The organism is Amycolatopsis sp. NPDC098790 (assembly GCF_044759945.1).
GTDB lineage: Bacteria > Actinomycetota > Actinomycetes > Mycobacteriales > Pseudonocardiaceae > Amycolatopsis.
In genome coordinates, this window is sequence record NZ_JBIWAI010000003.1 from 162,047 (window position 1) to 182,699 (window position 20,653).

Annotated in this window: 18 protein-coding genes; 8 read left to right on the top strand and 10 right to left on the bottom strand. The window is 71.3% G+C overall.

Annotated elements, in window-relative coordinates; all coding sequences use genetic code 11:
- The first annotated feature begins 160 nt into the window (after positions 1-160).
- A complete protein-coding gene (locus ACIQWX_RS26225) occupies positions 161-736 on the top strand; it encodes a hypothetical protein (protein ID WP_400876299.1) in 576 nt (191 codons plus the stop codon).
- Between the two features lie 87 nt (positions 737-823).
- Positions 824-2,086: an MFS transporter gene (locus ACIQWX_RS26230; RefSeq protein ID WP_400876301.1), complete on the top strand. Its 1,263-nt coding sequence runs from the start codon at positions 824-826 to the stop codon at positions 2,084-2,086.
- Here ACIQWX_RS26230 and ACIQWX_RS26235 read toward each other — a convergent pair.
- The 5 genes from ACIQWX_RS26235 to ACIQWX_RS26255 all read right to left on the bottom strand — a co-directional run bounded on the left by ACIQWX_RS26235 (position 2,077) and on the right by ACIQWX_RS26255 (position 7,637).
- On the bottom strand, positions 2,077-4,383 hold the full coding sequence (locus ACIQWX_RS26235; protein ID WP_400876303.1) for an FdhF/YdeP family oxidoreductase: 2,307 nt from the start codon (positions 4,381-4,383) through the stop codon (positions 2,077-2,079). The two genes, ACIQWX_RS26230 and ACIQWX_RS26235, sit on opposite strands and share 10 nt — an antisense overlap.
- Before the next feature lie 42 nt (positions 4,384-4,425).
- Positions 4,426-5,727, bottom strand: coding sequence for an MFS transporter (locus tag ACIQWX_RS26240; RefSeq protein WP_400876306.1), 1,302 nt, complete (start codon positions 5,725-5,727; stop codon positions 4,426-4,428).
- 68 nt (positions 5,728-5,795) lie between these two features.
- Entirely contained in the window at positions 5,796-6,233 is a 438-nt protein-coding gene (locus ACIQWX_RS26245; protein WP_400876309.1) for a MarR family winged helix-turn-helix transcriptional regulator, read from the bottom strand.
- A 52-nt stretch (positions 6,234-6,285) separates the two neighbouring features.
- Entirely contained in the window at positions 6,286-7,275 is a 990-nt protein-coding gene (locus tag ACIQWX_RS26250) for a hypothetical protein (RefSeq protein ID WP_400876312.1), read from the bottom strand.
- Between the two features lie 59 nt (positions 7,276-7,334).
- A complete protein-coding gene (locus ACIQWX_RS26255) occupies positions 7,335-7,637 on the bottom strand; it encodes a hypothetical protein (protein WP_400876315.1) in 303 nt (100 codons plus the stop codon).
- A gap of 57 nt (positions 7,638-7,694) precedes the next feature.
- On the opposite strand from ACIQWX_RS26255, the gene ACIQWX_RS26260 reads away from it, so the two are divergent.
- On the top strand, positions 7,695-10,316 hold the full coding sequence (locus ACIQWX_RS26260; protein ID WP_400876317.1) for a valine--tRNA ligase: 2,622 nt from the start codon (positions 7,695-7,697) through the stop codon (positions 10,314-10,316).
- A 108-nt stretch (positions 10,317-10,424) separates the two neighbouring features.
- On the opposite strand, the gene ACIQWX_RS26265 is transcribed toward ACIQWX_RS26260, so the two are convergent.
- Positions 10,425-11,312 (bottom strand): LysR family transcriptional regulator, encoded by an 888-nt coding sequence (locus ACIQWX_RS26265; RefSeq protein ID WP_400876320.1) that lies wholly within the window; start codon positions 11,310-11,312, stop codon positions 10,425-10,427.
- 87 nt (positions 11,313-11,399) lie between these two features.
- On the opposite strand from ACIQWX_RS26265, the gene ACIQWX_RS26270 reads away from it, so the two are divergent.
- Entirely contained in the window at positions 11,400-12,161 is a 762-nt protein-coding gene (locus tag ACIQWX_RS26270) for an alpha/beta fold hydrolase (protein WP_400876323.1), read from the top strand.
- Positions 12,162-12,164: 3 nt separating this feature from the next.
- Positions 12,165-12,944, top strand: coding sequence for an alpha/beta fold hydrolase (locus tag ACIQWX_RS26275; RefSeq protein ID WP_400876325.1), 780 nt, complete (start codon positions 12,165-12,167; stop codon positions 12,942-12,944).
- Here the strand turns inward: ACIQWX_RS26275 and ACIQWX_RS26280 are convergent.
- Complete coding sequence (locus ACIQWX_RS26280) at positions 12,928-13,788, bottom strand: SGNH/GDSL hydrolase family protein (RefSeq protein ID WP_400876327.1); 861 nt, start codon at positions 13,786-13,788, stop codon at positions 12,928-12,930. The two genes, ACIQWX_RS26275 and ACIQWX_RS26280, sit on opposite strands and share 17 nt — an antisense overlap.
- A 73-nt stretch (positions 13,789-13,861) precedes the next feature.
- Positions 13,862-14,497, bottom strand: coding sequence for a class I SAM-dependent methyltransferase (locus ACIQWX_RS26285; protein WP_400876330.1), 636 nt, complete (start codon positions 14,495-14,497; stop codon positions 13,862-13,864).
- Between the two features lie 73 nt (positions 14,498-14,570).
- Between ACIQWX_RS26285 and ACIQWX_RS26290 the strand changes: the two genes are divergently transcribed.
- Positions 14,571-16,226: a bifunctional folylpolyglutamate synthase/dihydrofolate synthase gene (locus ACIQWX_RS26290; protein ID WP_400876333.1), complete on the top strand. Its 1,656-nt coding sequence runs from the start codon at positions 14,571-14,573 to the stop codon at positions 16,224-16,226.
- A gap of 38 nt (positions 16,227-16,264) precedes the next feature.
- Positions 16,265-16,621 carry a DUF4233 domain-containing protein gene (locus tag ACIQWX_RS26295; protein ID WP_400877582.1) on the top strand — a complete coding sequence of 119 codons (357 nt, stop codon included), beginning with the start codon at positions 16,265-16,267 and terminating at the stop codon, positions 16,619-16,621.
- Positions 16,622-16,625: 4 nt separating this feature from the next.
- Here ACIQWX_RS26295 and ACIQWX_RS26300 read toward each other — a convergent pair whose 3' ends face one another.
- Positions 16,626-17,519, bottom strand: coding sequence for an SDR family oxidoreductase (locus tag ACIQWX_RS26300; protein ID WP_400876335.1), 894 nt, complete (start codon positions 17,517-17,519; stop codon positions 16,626-16,628).
- 86 nt (positions 17,520-17,605) lie between these two features.
- Here ACIQWX_RS26300 and ACIQWX_RS26305 point away from each other — a divergent pair, with 86 nt between their 5' ends.
- A complete protein-coding gene (locus ACIQWX_RS26305; protein WP_400876338.1) occupies positions 17,606-18,175 on the top strand; it encodes a TetR family transcriptional regulator in 570 nt (189 codons plus the stop codon).
- 22 nt (positions 18,176-18,197) lie between these two features.
- On the opposite strand, the gene ACIQWX_RS26310 is transcribed toward ACIQWX_RS26305, so the two are convergent.
- Positions 18,198-20,555, bottom strand: a complete 2,358-nt coding sequence (locus tag ACIQWX_RS26310) for a penicillin acylase family protein (protein ID WP_400876341.1) — start codon at positions 20,553-20,555, stop codon at positions 18,198-18,200.
- Positions 20,556-20,653: the final 98 nt, after the last annotated feature.

Consider the following 20,653-nt stretch of genomic DNA (forward strand, 5'->3'; position numbering starts at 1 on the left):
TCCCTGGTGAGGCAGGGTGCGATGACCGTCGACGGCAGCCCGTCGGACGGACCGGAAAAGATCACCGGACCGGTGACGACCCGGAAAGTCAATTTCGAAGAATACGGAAAGTCCGGAACCCATGCGTATCAGCGTCGCCCGCGGAGGGTGGCTCCTTCCGGTGCTCGCTTCCGCCGTGCTGTGCACCGGGTGCCAGTCGGCGTCCGCCGCGGCGCACTACCCCAAGTCGATCGACGCGTGCAAGCTGCCCGGGCCGAACGCGCACAACCAGCTCGCCCCCGGAACCGTCGAAATCCCGGCCGACTCGGTGAAGACCGCCGACGCGAAGGTCGTCCCCCAGGACCGCTCGACCGAGGGCAACGACCTCACCAGCTGCAAGCGCCTGTACGCCCGCGACCTCGGCGGCGGCAAGCCCAACATGCAGGACTACCGCCTGGTGACGATCGCGGTGGTGCGGTTCACCGACTCCGACGCGGCGGACGGGGCGGCGAAAGCGAGCCAGCTCCTGACCGACGCGCTGGGCGACCACTCGGGCGTCCGCCTGGCCACGGACGTCGGCGACGAGGCCGGGTTCTCGGAGCAGTGGGCGGCGGTCCGCACGGGCAACGTGGTGCTGAGCATGGCGATCGCCGACGGCGGCACGGAGGCGGCGCTGATCCCCCCGGCAACGCTCGACAACGTCCAGGCGGTGGTCACCGACATGGCGAACACCCTGCAGCGCGACTACAAGGGCTGAGCCCGGCCGGCGTTGCGCCGACTGCGAAACCCGCTGACAGCCGCGCCCAGCGCGAGGCATCCTCCCGCAAGATCGGGAGGGGGCCGGGTGGCCGGACGACGTGGTGGCCTGTGGCGGCACCGGGACTTCCGCCTGCTGTGGGCGGGCGAGACGACCAGCAAGCTCGGCAGCAACGTCACGACCGTGGCCTTGCCGCTGGTGGCGGTGCTCGTCACGCACGCGGGCCCGTTCACCGTGGGTGTGCTCGCGGCCGCGTCCTGGGTGCCGTGGCTGCTGCTCGGCCTGCCGGCCGGGGCGTGGATCGACCGGCTCCCGCGCCGGCCCGTGCTGCTGGCCTGCGACCTCGTTTCGGCCGCGGCGCTCGTCAGCGTCCCGGTGGCGGCCGGGCTGGGCGTCCTGACCGTGGCGCAGCTGGTCCTGGTCGCGCTGCTGACCGGGGCGAGCGGTGTGCTGTTCAGCACCGCCTACCGCGTATACCTCCCGGTCCTCGTCGCCGCGCCGGACCTGCCGGAGGGGAACGCGAAGCTGCAGGGCAGCGAGTCGGTCGCGCAGCTCGCCGGCCGGAGCCTGGCGGGTGTGCTCGCCCAGTGGGCGGGCGCGGTGGCCGGCCTGGTCGTCGACGCGGTGACGTTCCTGATCTCCGCCGGCTGCCTGGCGGCGATTTCCGTCCGGGAACTGCCCCGGCCGCGGGGCCGGCGGCGGGGCACGCTGCGCCGGGAGATCGCCGACGGGCTGCGGTGGGTGGTCCACGACCGGTACCTGCGCTCGTTGGCGGTGTTCAGCGCGGTCGCCAACGTCGCGCTGACCGGGTACCAGGCGATCCAGGTCGTGTTCTTCGTGCAGGGGGTGGGCGTGACCCCGGGCGCCGTGGGCCTCCTGGTGGCGGCCCCGGGGGCCGGCGGGGCGCTCGGCGCGGCCCTCGCCGTCCGGCTCGCGCGGCGCTGGGGCAGTGCGCGCAGCCTGCTGGCCTGCTTGCTCACCCTGACCCCGCTCGGCCTGCTCATCCCCTTGACCACGCGGGGCCCCGGCCTGCTCCTCGCGGCGGCCGGCGGGGTCGCCGTCGGCGCGGCCGTGGCGGCGGCGAACGTGCTCGCCGCGGGCTTCCGGCAGACCTACCCGCCGCCGGGCGTGCGCGGCCGGGTCGTCGCGACGAGCAGCCTGCTGGCCAACGGCTCGAGCGCGGCCGGCGCCCTGCTCGCCGGCGCCCTCGGGTCTCTCGCCGGGCCACGCGCGGCGGTGTGGGCGGTCATGGCCGTGCTCGTCGTGGCGACGGCCATCGTCGTGGCTGGCCCGGTTCGGGCCGGCCGGGATCTGCCCGTCGCAGCGACGGAGCCGGCGCGTCAGGCCTGAGCTTCGAGCCGCACCACGATCGCCTTCGACACCGGCGTGTTCGACTTCTCCGCCACCGAGTCCAGCGGCACCAGCGCGTTGGCCTCCGGGAAGTACGCCGCCGCGCAGCCGGGGGCCGTCGGGTACGACACCACGCGGAACGACGGCGCCCGGCGGTCGCCGTCGCGCCACTCCGAAACCAGGTCCACCATCGCGCCGTCGGCGAGGCCGAGCGCCGCGAGGTCGTCCGGGTTCACCAGCACCACGCGGCGGGCGTTCTCGATGCCGCGGTACCGGTCCGACAGCCCGTAGATCGTGGTGTTGTACTGGTCGTGGCTGCGCATCGTCTGCAGCAGCAGCCGGCCCTCGGGCACCGCCGGGTACTCCAGCTCCGACACCGTGAAGTTGCCCTTGCCGTTGGCCGTGCCGGTGAACTCCCGCGAGTCGCGCGGCGCGTGCGGCAGCACGAACCCGTCCGGCTCGCGGACGCGGCGGTTGTAGTCCTGGCAGCCCGGCACCACGCGGGAGATGCGGTCGCGGATCAGGTCGTAGTCGCCTTCGAACGTCCGCCACGGCACCGCGTGCCCGGCCCCGAACAACGTCTCGCCCAGCCGGCAGACGATCGCGACCTCGGACAGCAGGTGCTCACTCGCCGGCTTGAGGCGCCCGCGCGAGGTGTGCACCTGGGACATCGAGTCCTCGACCGTGACGAACTGCTCGCCGCTCGCCTGCACGTCCCGCTCGGTGCGGCCGAGCGTCGGCAGGACCAGCGCGGTGCGGCCGTGCACGACGTGCGACCGGTTCAGCTTCGTCGACACGTGCACGGTCAGCGAGCACGACTCGAGCGCCTTCTCGGTCGCCTCCGTGTCCGGCGTCGCGGACGCGAAGTTGCCGCCCACGGCGAAGAAGACCTTGCCGCGGCCGTCGCGCATCGCCCGGATCGCGTCGACGGTGTCGAAGCCGTGCTCGCGCGGGACCTCGATGCCGAACTCGCCCGCGAGCGCGTCCATGAAGGACTGCGGCATCTTCTCCCAGATGCCCATGGTCCGGTCGCCCTGGACGTTCGAGTGGCCGCGCACCGGGCACAGGCCCGCGCCCGGCTTGCCGATCATCCCGCGCATCAGCGCGAGGTTCGCGATCTCGGAGATGGTCGGGACGGCGTGCTTGTGCTGCGTCAGGCCCATCGCCCAGCAGTAGATCGTCCGCTCCGACGACGCGATCATCCGCGCGACGCGCTCGATCTGCGCGCGCGGCAGCCCGGTCGCGGTCTCGACCTCGGTCCAGTCGATCTCGCGCAGGTGCTTGGCGTAGTCGTCGAAGCCGTCGGTGACCCGCTCGACGAAGTCGCGGTCGACGATCGCGCCGGGCGCTTCCTCGTCCCACGTGAGCAGCAGGTGCCCGACGGCCTGGAACAGCGCGAGGTCGCCGCCGAGGCGGATCTGCGCGAACTCGTCGGCCAGCGGCGTGCCCTTGCCGACGACGCCGCGGACGTTCTGCGGGTTCTTGAACCGCATCAGCCCGGCTTCGGGCAGCGGGTTGACGGCGATGATCTTCGCGCCGTTCCCCTTGGCCTCCTCCAGCGCCGAGAGCATCCGCGGGTGGTTGGTGCCCGGGTTCTGCCCGACCACGACGATCAGGTCGGCCTTGTGGATGTCGGCGAGGCTGACCGAGCCCTTGCCGATGCCGGTCGTCGCCGCGAGCGCCGCGCCGGAGGACTCGTGGCACATGTTGGAGCAGTCCGGCAGGTTGTTCGTGCCGAAGGAGCGCACCAGCAGCTGGTAGAGGAACGCGGCTTCGTTGCTGGTGCGGCCCGAGGTGTAGAAGATCGCCTCGTTCGGGTCGGTCAGCGCCTTCAGCTCGCCGGCGACCAGCTCGAACGCGTCGTCCCAGGAGATCGGTTCGTAGTGCGACGCGCCTTCGCGGAGCACGAACGGCTCGGTGATCCGGCCCTGCTGGCCGAGCCAGTAGTCGGTCTTGGCGCGGAGGTCCTCGATCGGGTGCTTCGCGAAGAAGTCGCGGTCCACACGCCGTTTGGTGGCTTCCTCGGCGACGGCCTTGGCGCCGTTTTCGCAGAACTCGGCCAGCTTGCGCTTCTCGCCGTCGACCTCGCGCGGCTCCGGCCACGCGCAGCCCGGGCAGTCGAAGCCTTCGCGCTGGTTCAGCAGCCGCAGCGCCTTCACCGTCCGGCCGGTGCCCATCTGTTCGACGCTGCGCGCGAGCGACACGGCCACGCCCGGTATCCCGGCCGCCCAGCCCTTCGGCTTGCCCACCTCGAGGCGGTTCTCGTCGACGTCCTGCACCGGCGCTTCACGGGTCATGTGTCCATCGTGCGCCTCGATGACCGCGCGCGCGAACACGGGTCACGCTTCGGCGGTGCGCAGGCCCCGGTCGGCGAGCGTGACGACGAGCAGCAGGACGCTGACCACGACCAGCGCGAAAGCGAGCCGGTGCAGGCCGGCCGAGTCCGCGTGCGGGCCATAGCAAAGCGCGATGAGCGTGGACGCCACGATCGCGCCGAAGTACTGCGCTGTGCGGAACAAGCCGCTCGCGGTGCCCATCTGCTCGGCCGGTGCTTCGCGGTAGAGCGTCGTCTGGTTCGCGACGCTGGTCAGTCCCTGCGCCAGGCCGAACAACGCCGCGAGCGCCAGCAGCGCGCCGACCCACGTGCCGTCGTGGACGAGCAGCAGCAGCGCCGAGCCGCCGACGAGGGCCACCGCGACCGTGATCAGCCGCGCCCGGATTCCGGACGCGCGTCCCGAGAACGCCGCCGCGCACACCGCCGTGCCCGACATCGGCAGCAGCATCAGCCCGGCGGCCTCCTCGGACAGCTGCCGCGTCGTCTCCAGCCACTGGACGTAGCCGAACATGATCGCGTAGATGGCCATGAAGCTCAGGGCTTGGCGCAGGTAGGTGCGCAGGATCGCCCGGTTGGCCGCGAGCATCCGCAGGTCGAGGAACGGGTCGCCGCGGCGCAGCTCGACCAGCGTGAACGCGGTGCCGAAGACCGCGGCGAGGGCGAGCGCCCAGCTGTCGGCGCCCGGGTCCATCAGGAAGAACAGCAGCGCCAGCAGCGTCGCCGAGAACAGCGCGATGCCCAGGACGTCGATCCGCTTCGCCGTGCGCTCGCCGCGGTCGCTCTTCGGCACCCACAGCAGCGCCAGCACCAGTGACAGCCCGGCGAGCGGGATGTTCACCGCGAAGATCGCCGGCCAGCCGAACAGGGCGATCAGCACGCCGCCGAGCGTCGGGCCGATCACCATCACGGTCTGCGCGGACATCGACAGCAGCGCCAGCACGCGGGCGGGCACGCCCTGGCCGGTGGCTTCGGCGTGGTGGCGCAGCACGGCCATCGCGGCCGGGAACCCGGCACACGTGCCCAAGCCGAGCACGACCCGCACGCCGGTCAGCCAGCCGACGGAGATCGGGACCAGGCCGGCGATCCCGGCGATGATCACCAGCGTCGCGCCGCCGAGCAGGACGCGGCGGGCGCCGTAGCGGTCGACGAGCAGGCCGACCACCGGCTGCCCGACCGCGGTGGCCAGGTAGAGCGCCGAGATCAGCCAGGCGGTCTGGCCGGGGCCGGCGCCGAAGCTCTGCCCGATCGGCACCAGCGCGACGGCGATGAGCGTGGAGTTGATCGGGTTGAGCACCGCGCCGGCCACCAGCGGGGAGACCAGGCGGGCGCCGAACTTCGCGGGAGCGGTGAGGGTGGTCGTGAGGACCCCTTCTTTCAGTGTTCGGCGACGCGCTGCAGCAGCGGCAGCGCGCGGGTGACGGCGTCGAGCTCGGCGGGGGACAGGGCGTCGGCCAGCGCCTGGGCGAGCCACTCCTCGCGGTGCTGGAGGATGCCGCGCACGGTGTCGCGGCCGGACTCGGACAGGCTGATCACGACGCGGCGCCGGTCGGCCGGGTCGGGGGTGCGGGCGAGGTAGCCGAGCTCGTCGAGGACCCCGAGGGTGGCGGCCATCGACTGCTGCCGCACGTGCTCGGCGGCGGCCAGTTCACCCTGCGTGGCGGGACCTTCGCGGTGCAGCCGGTTGAGCACGGCGGACTGCGTCGGCGTCAGGATCCCGGCGTTGTCGACGTGGCGCAGCCGCCGGTGCAGCTGCGCGACGACACCGCGGAGCCAGCCGGCGCTTTCGGCCACGTGTGCGGGTATTTCGCCCATACACACAGGTTAACTGTACAGTCCAGACTGTGCATCCGGATGTGACGGACTTCTAGTCGTGGCAGCCGTCGAGGTCCGGGACCGGGTACTTCGGGTCGTAGTAGCCGGGCGCGTCCTGGTCGGCGCCGGTGCCGGGGCCGGCCGGCGGGTTCGCGTAGCCGGGGGCGAGGAAGCCCTCCCTGGCGGCGGCGCAGCCGACCGACGAGAACGCGCTGTGGACGTTCTCGAGCCAGAGCCCGTTGCTGCTCTCGGCGAAGGTCTTGCCGCTGCGGAGGATGTACGTTTCGTCCACGCGCAGGAAGCTGACGATCTCGTTCGGGCTGGTCAGGCCCTCCGGGTGGACGTTGTCGAAGGCGTAGGCGATGACGTACCTGGCGTCGACGGCCAGCTCACCCGGCTTGGCGCCGGGGTGCGCGGCGAGGGTGCCGAACGAGCGGGGCCCGGCGTCGAGCAGGTGGTAGCCGTCGGCGATCTCGGTCACGTAGGAGTCGAAGCTCGCGACGTCCTTCGCCGGCTTGCGGCCGAACACCTCGGTCAGGTGCTGGCGCATGTCCGGCGCGAAGAGGGCGAGGAAGGCCTTCGGGTCGTGCCCGGTCAGCACCGCGGGATCGAGCCGGGCTGCGGAGATCACCTGCTTGACCTCGGCGTACGCGTCGGCTTCGGCGGGTCCGGCCGGGGCCGCGGTGATGCCGTCGAGGCCCTTGGGCCAGTCCTGGGCGGGGGTGTTCGCGTACGGCCGGGCCAGGTCGACGTGGGCGTAGTCCGGCACCTGCGTCGGGTTCGGGACCTCCGGGACGGCCTCCCCGGCGGGAGCGGACCGGCGGCCGACGTACACGATCGCGGCCGTCGTCACGGCGAGGACCAGCACGAAAACACCGAAGATCCACCAGCGCCGCCGCGGTTTCCGCGCGCCGCGCCTCTGTTGCTTGCGGAACTGCTTGCGGTCCTGCTTGGCGCCCAGCCAGGCGTCGGTCTGCGCGTGCTTGCGCCACTCCGGGTCCACCAGGTCCGGGTGGGAATCGAGCAGGTTGTCGTCGTCCACGTCACTTTCCCCCAAGGTCGATGCCTGATCATCGACGGCGGGGGCCGGGCGTTACGGCGTCACGACCCGAAGAACAGGAACGCGCCCTCGTTGACGCCGACGCCCTGGATCTGGTGCACGACGACGGCCGCCGCGACCAGCACCACGACCAGCAGCAGGGCGAGCACGCCCGGCCACCGGCTGTGCCCGGGCTGCTGGTGGCCACCGGTGCGGCGCTCGCGTTTGCGGCGCTTCTTGAGCTCCTTCTTCGCGCCCAGCCAGGCGTCCCGTTCGGCGAACTTCTGCCAGTCCGGGTTCATCAGGTCGGGGTGCGTCTCCAGGCGCCGGTCGTCCGGATCCTGCGGCTGCTGAGGCTGTGCCATCCGAGAGTGCCTTCCCCCTGGGTGACCCGCCGTGACGGGTTCGTAGACTTGTCCATTGTGACCGAGAACGCTCCGCAGCAGACCACCGACCTTCCGGGTGCCTGGGACCCGGCCGCCGAGGAAGCACCGATGTACGACCGCTGGGTAGCGGCCGGGTACTTCACGGCCGACGCTTCGTCGGGGAAGCCGCCGTTCTCGATCGTACTGCCGCCGCCGAACGTCACCGGTTCGCTGCACATGGGCCACGCCCTCAACCACACCCTGATGGACGCGATGAGCCGCCGCCGTCGCATGCAGGGCTACGAGGTGCTGTGGCTGCCGGGCATGGACCACGCGGGCATCGCGACGCAGAACGTCGTCGAGCGCCAGCTGGCCGGCGAGGGCCTTTCGCGCCACGACCTGGGCCGCGAGAAGTTCGTCGAGCGCGTCTGGGCGTGGAAGGCCGAGTACGGCGGCAAGATCCTCGGCCAGATGAAGCGCCTCGGCGACGGCGTCGACTGGTCGCGCGAGCGCTTCACCATGGACGAGAACCTGTCGAAGGCCGTCCAGACGGTGTTCAAGAACTTCTTCGACGAGGGCCTGATCTACCGCGCCGAGCGGATCATCAACTGGTGCCCGCGCTGCCAGACGGCGCTGTCGGACATCGAGGTCGACCACAACGACGACGACGGCGAGCTCGTCTCGATCCGCTACGGCGACGGCGCCGACGCGATCGTGGTGGCGACGACCCGCGCGGAGACGATGCTGGGCGACACCGCGGTCGCCGTCCACCCGGACGACGAGCGGTACGCGCACCTGGTCGGCACCGAGGTCGAGCTGCCCCTGACCGGCCGCCGCATCCCGATCGTGGCCGACAAGCACGTCGACCCGGAGTTCGGCACCGGTGCGGTGAAGGTGACCCCGGCGCACGACCCGAACGACTTCGAGATCGGCCGCCGCCACGACCTGCCGATGCTCACGGTGATGAACGAGCGCGCCGAGATCACGGTGCCGGGCCCGTTCCAGGGCCTCGACCGGTTCGAGGCGCGGCCCGCGGTGGTCGCGGCGCTGCGGGAGATGGGCCGGATCGTCGCGGAGAAGCGGCCGTACGTGCACGCGGTCGGCCACTGCTCCCGCTGCGACACGGTCGTCGAGCCGCGGCTGTCGCTGCAGTGGTGGGTCAAGGTCGAGGAGCTGGCCAAGCTGGCCGGCGACGCGGTCCGCGACGGCCGCACCAAGATCCACCCGCCGGAGCTGGGCAAGCGGTACTTCGACTGGGTCGACAACATGCACGACTGGACGATCTCGCGCCAGCTGTGGTGGGGTCACCGCATCCCGGTGTACTACGGCCCGGACGGCGAAGTGGTGTGCGTCGGCCCGGACGAGCAGCCGCCGTCGGGTGAGGGCTGGACGCAGGACCCGGACGTGCTGGACACGTGGTTCTCGTCCGGCCTGTGGCCGATGTCGACGCTGGGGTGGCCTGCTTCTTCGGAAGATTTGGATCGCTTCTACCCGACAAGCGTGCTCTCCACGGGCTACGACATCCTGTTCTTCTGGGTCGTCCGGATGATGATGTTCGGCGTGCACCAGATGGACGGCAAGCAGCCGTTCGACCACGTCTACCTGCACGGCCTAATCCGCGACGCGCAGGGCAAGAAGATGTCGAAGTCGCGCGGGAACGTGATCGACCCGCTGGAGTGGATGGACGCGTACGGCGCGGACGCGACGCGGTTCACGCTGGCCCGCGGAGCGAACCCGGGCGCGGACATGGCACTGGCCGACGAGTGGGCGGCGGGTTCGCGCAACTTCTGCACGAAGCTGTGGAACGCGACGAAGTTCGCGATGATGAACGGGGCTTCGGTCGCTGCTCCGTTGCCCGCTGCTTCTTCCTTGACGGAATCGGATCGGTGGATCCTCGGCCGCCTCGGCGCGTTGGTGTCCGAAGTGGACGGTCTGTTCGAGGACTTCCAGTTCGCCAAGGTGGCGGGCGCGCTCTACCAGTTCACGTGGAACGAGCTGTGCGACTGGTACCTGGAGCTGGCGAAGGTCCAGCTGTACCAAGGGGATTCCTCGCGGGTTTCTTCGACTCGCGCTGTCCTCGGGCACGTGCTGGACACGGTGCTGCGGTTGCTGCACCCGTTCATCCCGTTCATCACGGAGAAGCTGTGGACGGCGCTGACGGGCGGCGCTTCCCTGGTGGTCGCTGCTTGGCCCGCGGCTTCGTCTGGTTTTGCCGATTCCGTGGCCGATGCGCGGATCGCGGACGTCCAGAAGCTGGTGACGGAGATCCGCCGGTTCCGAGCGGACCAGGGCCTGAAGCCGGGCCAGAAGGTGGCGGCCCGCTTGGCGGGGTACGAGGGCGGTCACGAGTCGGCGATCAGGTCGCTGGTCCGGTTGACTGAGCCTGCTCCCGAGTTCGCCGCGAGCGCGTCGCTCGAGGTGGCTTTGGGCGACGGCGTGGTGACGGTGGAGCTGGACCTGTCGGGCACGGTCGACGTGGCCGCGGAGCGCAAGCGTCTGGAGAAGGACCTGGCGGCGGCTCAGAAGGAGTTGACCCAGACGGAGGCGAAGCTGGGCAACGAGGCGTTCATCGCGAAGGCCCCGGAGCAGGTGGTGGACAAGATCAAGACCCGTCGCGAGACGGCGGTGGCGGACATCGACCGGATCACGGCCCGGTTGGCTGCCCTGCCGGCTTCCTGAGCCGACGGCGGCACTTTCACGTGAAAGTGCCGCCTTGCAAAGCCCGGTTCCTCCTGCAGGAGCCGGGCTTTGTCGTACCCCTCCGGTAGCGTGGAAAACGGGGGCTGCTCAGTCGGCGTCGATGGTGCGCGCCGCTTCGATCAACGCCACCACCTCTGGTGTCACCCGGCGCTCCGCCGGTGTTGCCAGATACGTCTGCATCCGCGGTGTCGGGTCCCGGAGTGGCCGGAACACCACCCCCGGCACCGGCAGCAAATTGGCGTGCGCCCGGTAGAACACCGTCCAGTGTGGACGGCCGAACCCCAGCGTTCCCAACGTGTCCTGCGCTGTCGTGAAATCGGGACCCAGTACCGGCTCGAACCCCGCCGACCGGCAACAAGACACCACCAGCTCGAACAACGGCCGGTTCCGCGAAGGCGGGCTCAACCGCACCGGAAGCGAAGCCAGCGAAGCGAAAGAGACAACAGAAGAAGCCGCAAGGGGATGGGAAGCGGGCAACGCCACCAAAACCTCGTCCATCCACAAGGGAGTGAAGTCGAGTCCGGAAGAAGGCCAAGACCCCCGCACGATGGTCGCGTCAAGAGAACCGTCGCGAACCCGCTCCAACCGCTGGGAAGTCGGCGCGTGCACCAGCTCCAACGAAACCGAAGGCGCCAACCGGGCAAACGCCCCCAGCAACACGTCCAGCCGATCACCCAGTCCCTCGCTGGTCCCCAGACGGACCGAGGAACCCGCGGGCCGGAACTCCGCCACCGAATCCGCCGCCCGGTCGGCCGCCGACAGCACCGCGCGCGCGTGCGGCAAGAACCGCTGCCCGGCCTCCGACAACACCACCGACCGCGTCGTACGCAGGAACAGCGCCACCCCCAGGGCGCGCTCCAGCCGCCGGATCTGCTGGCTCACCGCCGGCTGGACGATGTGCAGCCGCTCCGCCGCGCGGCCGAAGTGCAGCTCCTCCGCAACCGCCACGAAGTACCTCAGCTGCCGCAGCTCCACCGGCCCACCCCATTCATCAGCTTTCGTGATGAGTGTACGAGCGGACTGCCCATCGATCACCGCGAAAACGAGCACCAAGCTCGAGACATGCCTTACCTCGACGTCAACGACACCCGGCTCTACTACGAAGACGCCGGCACCGGCCCGGCCCTGCTGCTCCTGCACGGCTGGGGCGCCAGCGGCCGCGTCTGGCAGGCCTGCTTGCCCGATCTCGTGCGCTACCACCGCGTCATCACCCTCGACTGGCGCGGTTGCGGCCGCTCGGACCGCCCGCTCGACGGCAACTCCACCGCCGGAGTCGTCGAAGACCTCGCCGCGGTGATCGAAACGCTCGGCGCCACGCCCACCGTCGTCGGCTCCAGCATCGCCGGTGTCTTCGCCACCGAGCTCGCCCTCGCCCACCCCGAACTTGTGCACCGGGTGGTCGCCGTCGACAGCCCGGGGTACTGGCCGAGCACCGGCATGCGCGACACCGTGCAGGACCTCCGGAAGAACCTCGTCGACGACCGCTTCGGCACCGTCGCCGGCTGGGTGCCCGGCTGGTTCGGTCCGAAGGCGTCGCCCGCGCTGGTCGACTGGACGATCCGCCAGCTGCTCGACTCCGGCGTCTACATCGACGCCCACTTCACCGAGATCACCACGTACGACCCGCGGCCCCGGCTGAAGGACCTCAAAGTCCCGATCACCTACCTGCACGGCGAACTGGACACCCAGATCCCCGTCGAAGTCTCCCGCGAGTGCGCGGCGGAAACGCCGGGTGCGGAAGTCCGGGTCATAGAGGGCTGCGGCCACATCCCGCACCAGGAAGACCCGCGCGCGTTCACCGCCGCCCTCCGAGAGATCGCCTGAACCATGCCGAAAGTCACGCTCGAAGACGCCGTCGTCCACTACGACCGGACCGGCGACGGCCCCGCGCTGCTCCTGCTGCACGGCACCGCCGCCTCCCGCGAGCAGTGGGCGCACCTCACCGAGAGGGCGAAGCAGCGCTTCACCGTCCTGGCGCCCGACTTCCCGGGCTCCGGCTTGACCACCGACGACGGCAAAGAGATCACCGTCGAAGCCCTCGCCGCTCAGGCCGAAGCTGTGCTGGACCATGCGAAGGCAACCGAAGCCCACGTTGTCGGCCACTCCCTCGGCGCGGTCGTCGCCGCCCACCTGGCCGGCACCCGCCCGGACCGCGTCCGGAGAGCGGTCCTCCACGCCGCCTGGCCCGCGACCGATACCCGGCAGGACGCCGAGTTCCGCTACTGGCTGGACCTGCTCGCAACGGGGACCTTCGCCCGCATGCTCCCGCTGATGGCGTTCGGCCCGCGCTACTGGGAGCAGGCCACCGCCGAGAGCAACGAACAGCTCGTCAAGACGCTCGAGCCGGCCATCCAGTCCGGGACCGCCCGGCAGATCGAAACCGATCGGGCCGTCGACCTCCGCCCGATCCTGGGGAAGATCGCGGCAAGAGTACTGGTCCTCGGCAGCGCGCACGACCGGCTGATCACGGCCGAGCAGCAACGCGAGCTGGTCGCCGCGATCCCGGACGCGCGCGCCGCCGAGATCGACGCGGGGCACGGTGCCCCGGCCGAGCTGCCGGACGAGTTCGCCCGGCTCGTGCTGGAGTTCCTCAGCGCAGGGACTTGAGCACCACCGCCGCCACGCCCGCCATCCCCGCTTTGACCGGGTGGTAGGCGGCCGCCTCGAAGATGTTCTGGTCCTTCCCGTTGATCCACGCCGAACCGCCGCGCGCGCACGCGTCGTGGCCGCGGGACGGGCCGAACGTGTCGACGAACTCCGTCGCGCCGTCCGCGTCCGCGGCGTCGGACAGCGTCGAGTTCAGCTTCTCCTCGACGCTGTTCAGCCACGCGTAGTCGCCGTCGGCGAACGGCAGCACGTCCGGGCAGTAGCCCTTCTCCGGCGCGATCCGCGGGTAGCCGACCAGCAGGACCCGCGCCTTCGGGGCACGCTCGTGGATCGCGGCGAGCACCGCCTCGACCCGCGGCCCGATGTTGTCGATCGCCGACGTGACCGAACCCTTGAAGTGCTGCTCGCAGGGGTTGCCCGTCGGGTCGCTCGCCCGCAGGCCCGGGCACGTCGAGGTCAGGCTGCCGAAGACGCCGTAGTCGTTGCCGCCGATGCCGAGCGTGACCAGGTCGGTGTCGATCCGCAGCGCGCCGAGCTGCGGCGGGTTGGTCCCGTTGAACGGCACGCCCTGCGGCCGGGTCATGTTCGTGGTGTCCGCGCCGGCGCAGCTGACGTCGGTGAACCGCCCGGCGTGCAGCGCCGCGGCCAGCACCGACGGGTAGTTCGCGGTGGACCGCCCGCAGCCCAGCGGGTCGAGCCGCTGAGCGGGGATGAACGGCCCGGAGGTGTAGGAGTCGCCGAGGGCGACGTAGCTGCCGACGGTCGCCGCGGACGCCGCTGTCGCCGACGCCGGCAGCAGGACGGCTGCCGAGACGACGGCGGTGAGCAGCCGGGTGATGCGCATGAAGACCCCGTTCTCGCTGGTGGAAACGTTGCTTCCACATCTAGCGAGCCTCGGGCGGCGACGGAGATGAACTTCACCCCGCAGTGGGGTCACCGTCACCGTGCTCACGGTAAGTGATCAACGTGCGCCAGAACAGCAACGGCCGGACCGTGCTGCCGGGCAGCAGCCGGGCCGCCTCGCGCCGCACTTCAGCGAGCGTCGGGTAGTCGTCGACGACCGGGGCCTTCGGGCCGTCCTCGGCGCCGCCGTTCAGCCGTTCGCCGGCGTAGACGACGAGCCGCGCGAGCGCGTTCACCGGCACCGCCGCCACGGCCCGCGCCCAGTCCACCGGCGTGCTGGGCCTGGCCAGGCCCAGCACTACGAGCACGCCACCCGGCACCAGAGCGCGGCGCAGCTTGGCGAGCGTCTCGAACGGCATGTGGTGCAGCGACGCCAGGCACGAGATGAAGTCGTAGTGCGCCTCGGGCAGGGGATCGGTCGTGACGTCGGCCTGCCGGTAGACGATCTCGCCCGGGCCGGGGGACCCGAGGCCCGCCGCCGCCTCGACCATCGCCGCGGAGACGTCGACCGCCTCCACCGCCATGCCGGTCGCGGCCAGCCGCCGCGCGAAGCGGCCCGTCCCGCACCCGACGTCCAGCGCGATCCCCGGGCCCGGCGGCAGGTGGTCCAGCAGCAGCGGGTGGTAGTGGTCGTTGTGGTTGAACGGCATGCGTCGAGAGTGCCACCGCGCCCGCACGTAGACTCGCAAGGCAAGCCGAAAACCCCAGGCCGGAGGAGATTCAGTGCCGCAGGATGAGACAGGTCGCAAGCCGGACCTGTCGGATCTCGACAGCTTCGCGGGCGTCGACGAACTGGGGACGTCGGGCTACGAGGAGTCCGACGACCACGACCCGGAGCTGGACGTCCGCGACACCGCGTTCGAAGCGGGCGGTGGTTCGCGCGGCGGCATCGGCGGGGTAGGCCAGCTGGGCGACAACCTCGCCACCGGCCCGGTCCCCGACCTGACCGTGCCCGAGGACGCCGAGCTGCACGAGCTCGACGACCAGGGCGAAGCCGCGGTGTACGGCGACCCGGACGGGCCCGAAGCGCGGCGCGAGCTGCTGGCCGTCGAAGCCGAGCTGAACCAGCGCTGGCCGGAGACGAAGATCGAGCCGTCGCTGGCCCGGATCGCCGCGCTGACGCAGCTGCTGGGCGAGCCGAACAAGGGCTACCCGGTGCTGCACGTCGCCGGCACGAACGGCAAGGGCTCCACGGCCCGGATGATCGACGCGCTGCTGACCCGGATGGGCCTGCGCGTCGGCCGCTACACGAGCCCGCACCTGCAGCTGGTCACCGAGCGGATCGCGCTCGACGGGCAGCCGATCTCCGCCGCGCGCTACGCCGAGTTGTGGCACGACATCGCGCCGTACGTGTCCATGGTGGACGGTGCGAGTGCGGACGGCGTCGAGATGAGCAAGTTCGAGATCCTCACCGGGATGGCGTTCGCCGCGTTCGCCGACGCGCCGGTGGAGGCCGCCGTGCTCGAAGCGGGCCTCGGCGGCGCCTGGGACGCCACGAACGTCGCGGACGCCGACGTCGCCGTCCTCACCCCGATCGGTCTCGACCACGTCGAGTACCTGGGGCCGGACGCCGTCAGCGCGGCGAAGGAGAAGGCGGGCATCATCAAGCCCGGCTCGGTCGCGGTCATCGCGGAGCAGGACCCCGAGGTCCTGAAGGTGCTGCTGGCCAGGGCCGTCGAGGTCGACGCGGCGGTCGCCCGCGCGGGCAGCGAGTTCGGCGTGCTCGAGAAGGAGATCGCCGTCGGCGGGCAGCTGCTCAAGCTGCAGGGCCTCGGCGGGGTCTACGACGACATCTTCCTGCCGCTGCACGGCGCCCACCAGGCCGCGAACGCCGCGCTCGCGCTGGCCGCGGTCGAGGCGTTCTTCGGCGCGGGCAAGGACAAGCAGCTGGTCGTCGAGGCCGTCCGCGAGGCGTTCGCGGAGGTCGAGACCCCGGGACGGCTCGAGCGGGTCCGGGCCGCGCCGGCGGTCATGCTCGACGCCGCGCACAACCCGCACGGCGCCCGCGCGCTGGCGACGACGGTGGCCGAGGAGTTCGCCTTCCGCCGCCTGGTCGCGGTGGTCGGCGTGATGGCCGAGAAGGACGCGCACGGCATCCTCGACGCCCTGGAGCCGGTGGTGTCCGACATCGTCGTGACGCGCAACTCGTCGCCGCGCGCGATGCCCCTGGAAGAGCTGAACCAGCTGGCGATCTCGATCTTCGGCGAGGAGCGCGTGGTCGCCGAAACCGACCTGGAGACGGCCATCGAGACGGCGATCGCGCTGGTGGAGACCAGCGAAGACCCCGAAGAGCCGCTGTCCGGCGGCGGCGTCCTCGTCACCGGCTCGGTGGTCACCGCCGGCGAGGCGCGCACCCTGTTCGGGAAGGAGCCGGCGTGACGTCGAACGAGAACGAGACGCCCAAGCCGAAGGACCCGATGAAGGGCTTCCGCGGCGTGATGTCGGGAACCCTGATCATGGAGGCGATCACGGTCGCCCTCGCCTTGCCGGTCGTCAACAAGCTCGGCGGCGGGATCGGCACGGGCACGGGCTGGACGGTCATCGCGGTGGCCGTGCTGCTCGTCGTGACCTGCGGGTTCGTCAAGCGCCCCTGGGCGGTGCCGGTGATCCTCGGCCTGCAGGTCGTGCTGATCGCGCTGGTGTTCTGGCTGCCCGCGATCGCCGTGCTGGGGGCGCTCTTCCTGGCGGTCTGGCTGTGGCTGCTGTGGCTGCGCAAGGACGTCGCCCGCCGCATGGCGGCCGGCACCCTGGCGAGCCAGCAGCCCCAGCCCTGACCTCCTACAGGTAGTCGCCGTCCGCCACGTCGTCGAGCAGCGTGGTGTGGCGTGGTGACCAGCCGAGCAGCTCCCGCGTGAACGCGCTCGAGACGGGCGCGTCGGTGCCGTAGGCCCGCGCGATGAACGGGCTGACGAAGTGCCCGGCGGCTTCCTCGGGCGTCAGGGAGACGACGGGCAGGCCGAGCCCGCGTCCGATCGTCTCCGCGATGTCCCCGAAGCGCACGTTCTCGGCCGTCGCGTGCAGCACGCTGCCGGCCGGGGCGCCCTCCAGGGCGAGGCGGAACACGACCGCCGCGTCGAGCCGTTGGACCGCGGGCCAGCGGTTGTCGCCGTCGCCGACGTAGGCCGACTGCCCGGTCTTGCGCGCGGTGTCCACGAGCCAGGCGATGAACCCGTGGTCGCCGGGGCCGTGGACGGTCGGCGCGAGCCGGACGACGCTCGCCCGCACGCCTTGCCCGGCGAAGTCCAGGCAGGCCCGCTCGCCGGCGATCCGGAACGCGGCGAGCCCGGCGCCGTCGGGCTCGTCCCGCTCGGTGCTCTCGCGGCCGGCGGGCATGACCAGCGTCCCGGACGTGCTCACGAACGGCTTGCCCGAACCCACCAGGACCCGGCCGAGCGTCTCGATCGCCGTGCGGTCGCGGCGGGTCATGTCGTCGAGGTCGCTGAAGTCGCCGCCGAAGGCCATGTGCAGGACGCCGTCGGCGGCTTCGGCGCCGGTGCGGAGGCTGCCGAGGTCGTCGAGCGAGCCGGGGTGCGGGGTGGCGCCGAGCGCCGCGAGCCGGGCGGCGGCCGCGTCCGAACGCGCCAATCCGGTGACCGTGTGCCCGGCCGCGAGCAGCTCGGTGACGACGGCGGGGCCGGTCTGGCCGGACCCGCCGGTGACGAAGACGTGCATGGGACTCTCCCGCGTTGTGACAGTGACTGACACTACGAACTGTACCTCGTAGTGTCAGTCACTGTCACAACGGGTAAGCTGACGCGGTGCCCCGCAGCGGAGAAGAAGCGCGCCGCCGCCTTCAGCAGGCGGCGCTGGAGCTGTACGCCGAGCGCGGCTTCGACCGGACCACCACCGCCGAGATCGCGGCCCGGGCCGGCGTCACCGAACGCACGTTCTTCCGGCACTTCCCGGACAAGCGCGAAGTGCTGTTCGACGGCGAAGCCACCCTGCGCGCGGACCTGACGGCTTCGGTGGCCGGCGCGCCCGATGGGCTGTCGCCCCTCGAAGTCCTGATCCGCGCGTTCCGGCAGTCCGCGCGGATCCTCGAAGGCAACCGGTCGTTCGCCGAACCGCGGCTGGCGGTCATCGCCGCGACCCCGGCGCTGCGCGAACGCGACCTGGCCAAGGCCGCGACGATGACCGACGCCCTCGCGGCGGCGCTGCGCGGGCGTGGGGTCGCCGACCGGCTCGCCGCGCTGGCCGCCCACATCGGCTGGGTGACCTTCCACCACGCGGCCGGAGCCTGGATCGAAGAATCGAACCGCAGCCTGGACGAGCACCTCGACGAAGCCTTCGCCGACCTGCGCGCGTTGGCGGCGGAGACGGGCGGCTGACCGCCCGCCTCCGCCGCGCACGTCAGCGCAGGACGACGACCCGCAGCGCGGGGGAGCGCAGGATGTCGGCTTCGCAGAAGCGTTCCTTCACCCATTCACCCCGGCTGTAGAGCTTCGTCTGGTCGCTGAAGTACGGCGACTTCGGGTTCGCCGACTGCGAGTACGTCAGCAACGTCGAGGAGTCCGGGCACGCGTTCCCGCGGAACCCGACCACCTGGATGTAGCTCGACCCGTGCACCACCTCGACGTTCCCGCGCGCCGGGTCCCACACCGGCGTCATCACGTTGAGCACGCCGAGGAAACCCTGAGCGCCGTGGATCGGGATGCGCTCGCCGTTGCGCGTCACCGCTTGCCCGTCCCGCAGCCGCGCGTCGGGGGCCAGCCCGGCCGTGCGCAGCTCCACGAGCGCGTCCCCGAACGCCTTCTGGACGTCGGCGTTGCCCACGTTGAGCGTGTTCGGTGTGGTCAACGGCGCCTTCGGGTCGAACAGCACGGCGAACCGGTCCACGTTCCCGAGCCGCGCCGCGAACCGCTGGAACAACAGCGAACCCCGGCTGTCGAGCGAGTAGTTGTGGTCCCACGTCGCTAGTGCGTCGCAGGCCGGCCCGACCGGCACCGGACCGGACGACGACGGCGCCTGCCCGCCCGGGAAGGACGCGCACAGCTTCGCCAGGTCCGCGGCCGTGAGGTCGGCGAACAGGCTGTGGTCGGCGAAGAGCATCTTCTTCATCGAGTCCGTTGTGAAGCCGCCCTTTTCGGCCGTGAGCAACGCTTCCCGCGTGCGCGGCGAGCGTTCGGTGCCGATGTCGCCGACGATGTGCGGGTACCCCGTGATCGGCGCCTTCGCGTTCGCCAGCCAGGCGCTGTCGTTGGCGTTCAGTTCGTAGTCACGGCTTTGCTGCTGCGGCAGCCGCGACGGCGCGAAGATGCCCGGCTCGATCGCGCCCGGGTCGGAACCCCACTGGCACGTCGACTTCGCACCGTCCAAAATGGCCAGTCCGACCTGCTCGAAGGTGCCCTGCCCCAACGGGGTGCTGCACGCCTTCGCCAGCTCGTCGGTGACGTGCGGGACGACCTGGATGTCGGCGTAGAGCGCGTTGCCGGCGCGGTCGGTGGCGATGGTGTTGACCCACGGGACGCCCTGGGTGCGGCTCAGCGCTCGCACGATGTCACCCGTGCTGCGGGCCTGGTCCAGCTCGAACCACGTGTTGAGCCCGCGCAGGTTCGTCGCGTTGGCGTCGCGCACCGCGTACGCCGACTTCGCCGTCCACGGCAGGGGAATGCCCTGGAAGTCGGCCATCACCGGCCCGTACCGGGTCGACCAGAAGGTCTGGCGGACCGGCTTCAGCGAGCCGTCGGCCTGGCGCACCTGGACCGTGACGTCGCGGGACGTCATCTTCTCCGGCTTGCCGTCGACCAGGTACGTCGTCGGGTCGCCCGGCGTCAGCGGGACCTCGAAGAGGCCGAACGTGACCGGGGTGGACACCGTGTGCGTCCAGGCCGCGTCGGCGGTGTGCCCGATCTGGACGAACGGCATCCCGAGCAGGCTCGCGCCGGCGACGTCGAACCGGCCGGGGATGGTCAGCTGGCTCTGCCAGAACCGGCGCCCCGCCTGCCACGGGTAGTGCGGGTTGCCGAGCAGGACGCTGCCCTTGCCGGCCGCGGTGGAGTCCGCGCCGATCGCGATGCCGTTGCTGCCCAGCCCGCTGCCGCCCAATGCTTTCCGGACCTGCTCCGAGAGCTGCGCGGCCGTGCCCGGCGCCGGTGTCGGGCCGGACGGCGGTGCGGTGAACAGGCTTTCGGTCACCACGCCCTGGCCACCGGTGATCGCGATGGCGTAGAAGTGCCGGTAGAAGTCCTGTTCGGTGATCGGCCGGACCCAGGCCGCGCCGCGGCAGGCCGGGTCGGAGATGCCGGCCCGGCCGGTGCGCGCGAGGTAGGCGTTGAACCCCTTGACGTACCCCGAAACGATCTGCCGGACCTCCGGCCGCGGTCCCTGCGGCGCGGGCTGCGCGGCCAGCCGGTCGACGACGCCGGAGTCGTTGATCTTCTGGAAGAACAGGTCGCTGTGCAGGTTGTTCGCCGCCTCGGACAGCGACGGGTAGCCCTCGCCGTCCGGGCCGAGGTACTTCGACCGCTGCGCGCTCACCGTGAGGTAGATGTTCGCGAGCTCGCAGACGTTGTCGGTCGCCGCCGCGTAGCCGTACCCGTAGCCGAGGCCGGCGAAGTCCTTCGCGACGATGTGCGGGATGCCGTGTTCGGTGTAGCGGAGGACGGCTTTCCCACCGCCTTCTTCGCCGGCGTTCGCGACCCCCGCGCCGAGTGTGGTGACCGAAAGCGCCGCCGTGACGACGGCGAGCACTTTCCTGAAGACTGCCATTCGAACCCCCTTGTCGTGATCGCTACGCTACCGACGGCGATCGGTCCCGGGTATGGGGGAAAACCCCAATGTTCGTTCACCCGCGCGCAAGACGGCGT

Excerpts from the sequence above, each read along its gene's own strand:
- ACIQWX_RS26235 (WP_400876303.1), bottom strand. The coding sequence starts at position 4,383 with ATGACCCGTGAAGCGCCGGTGCAGGACGTCGACGAGAACCGCCTCGAG.
- ACIQWX_RS26245 (WP_400876309.1), bottom strand. The coding sequence starts at position 6,233 with ATGGGCGAAATACCCGCACACGTGGCCGAAAGCGCCGGCTGGCTCCGC.
- ACIQWX_RS26255 (WP_400876315.1), bottom strand. The coding sequence starts at position 7,637 with ATGGCACAGCCTCAGCAGCCGCAGGATCCGGACGACCGGCGCCTGGAG.
- ACIQWX_RS26270 (WP_400876323.1), top strand. The coding sequence starts at position 11,400 with ATGCCTTACCTCGACGTCAACGACACCCGGCTCTACTACGAAGACGCC.
- ACIQWX_RS26275 (WP_400876325.1), top strand. The coding sequence starts at position 12,165 with ATGCCGAAAGTCACGCTCGAAGACGCCGTCGTCCACTACGACCGGACC.
- ACIQWX_RS26280 (WP_400876327.1), bottom strand. The coding sequence starts at position 13,788 with ATGCGCATCACCCGGCTGCTCACCGCCGTCGTCTCGGCAGCCGTCCTG.
- ACIQWX_RS26285 (WP_400876330.1), bottom strand. The coding sequence starts at position 14,497 with ATGCCGTTCAACCACAACGACCACTACCACCCGCTGCTGCTGGACCAC.
- ACIQWX_RS26295 (WP_400877582.1), top strand. The coding sequence starts at position 16,265 with ATGAAGGGCTTCCGCGGCGTGATGTCGGGAACCCTGATCATGGAGGCG.
- ACIQWX_RS26300 (WP_400876335.1), bottom strand. The coding sequence starts at position 17,519 with ATGCACGTCTTCGTCACCGGCGGGTCCGGCCAGACCGGCCCCGCCGTC.
- ACIQWX_RS26310 (WP_400876341.1), bottom strand. The coding sequence starts at position 20,555 with ATGGCAGTCTTCAGGAAAGTGCTCGCCGTCGTCACGGCGGCGCTTTCG.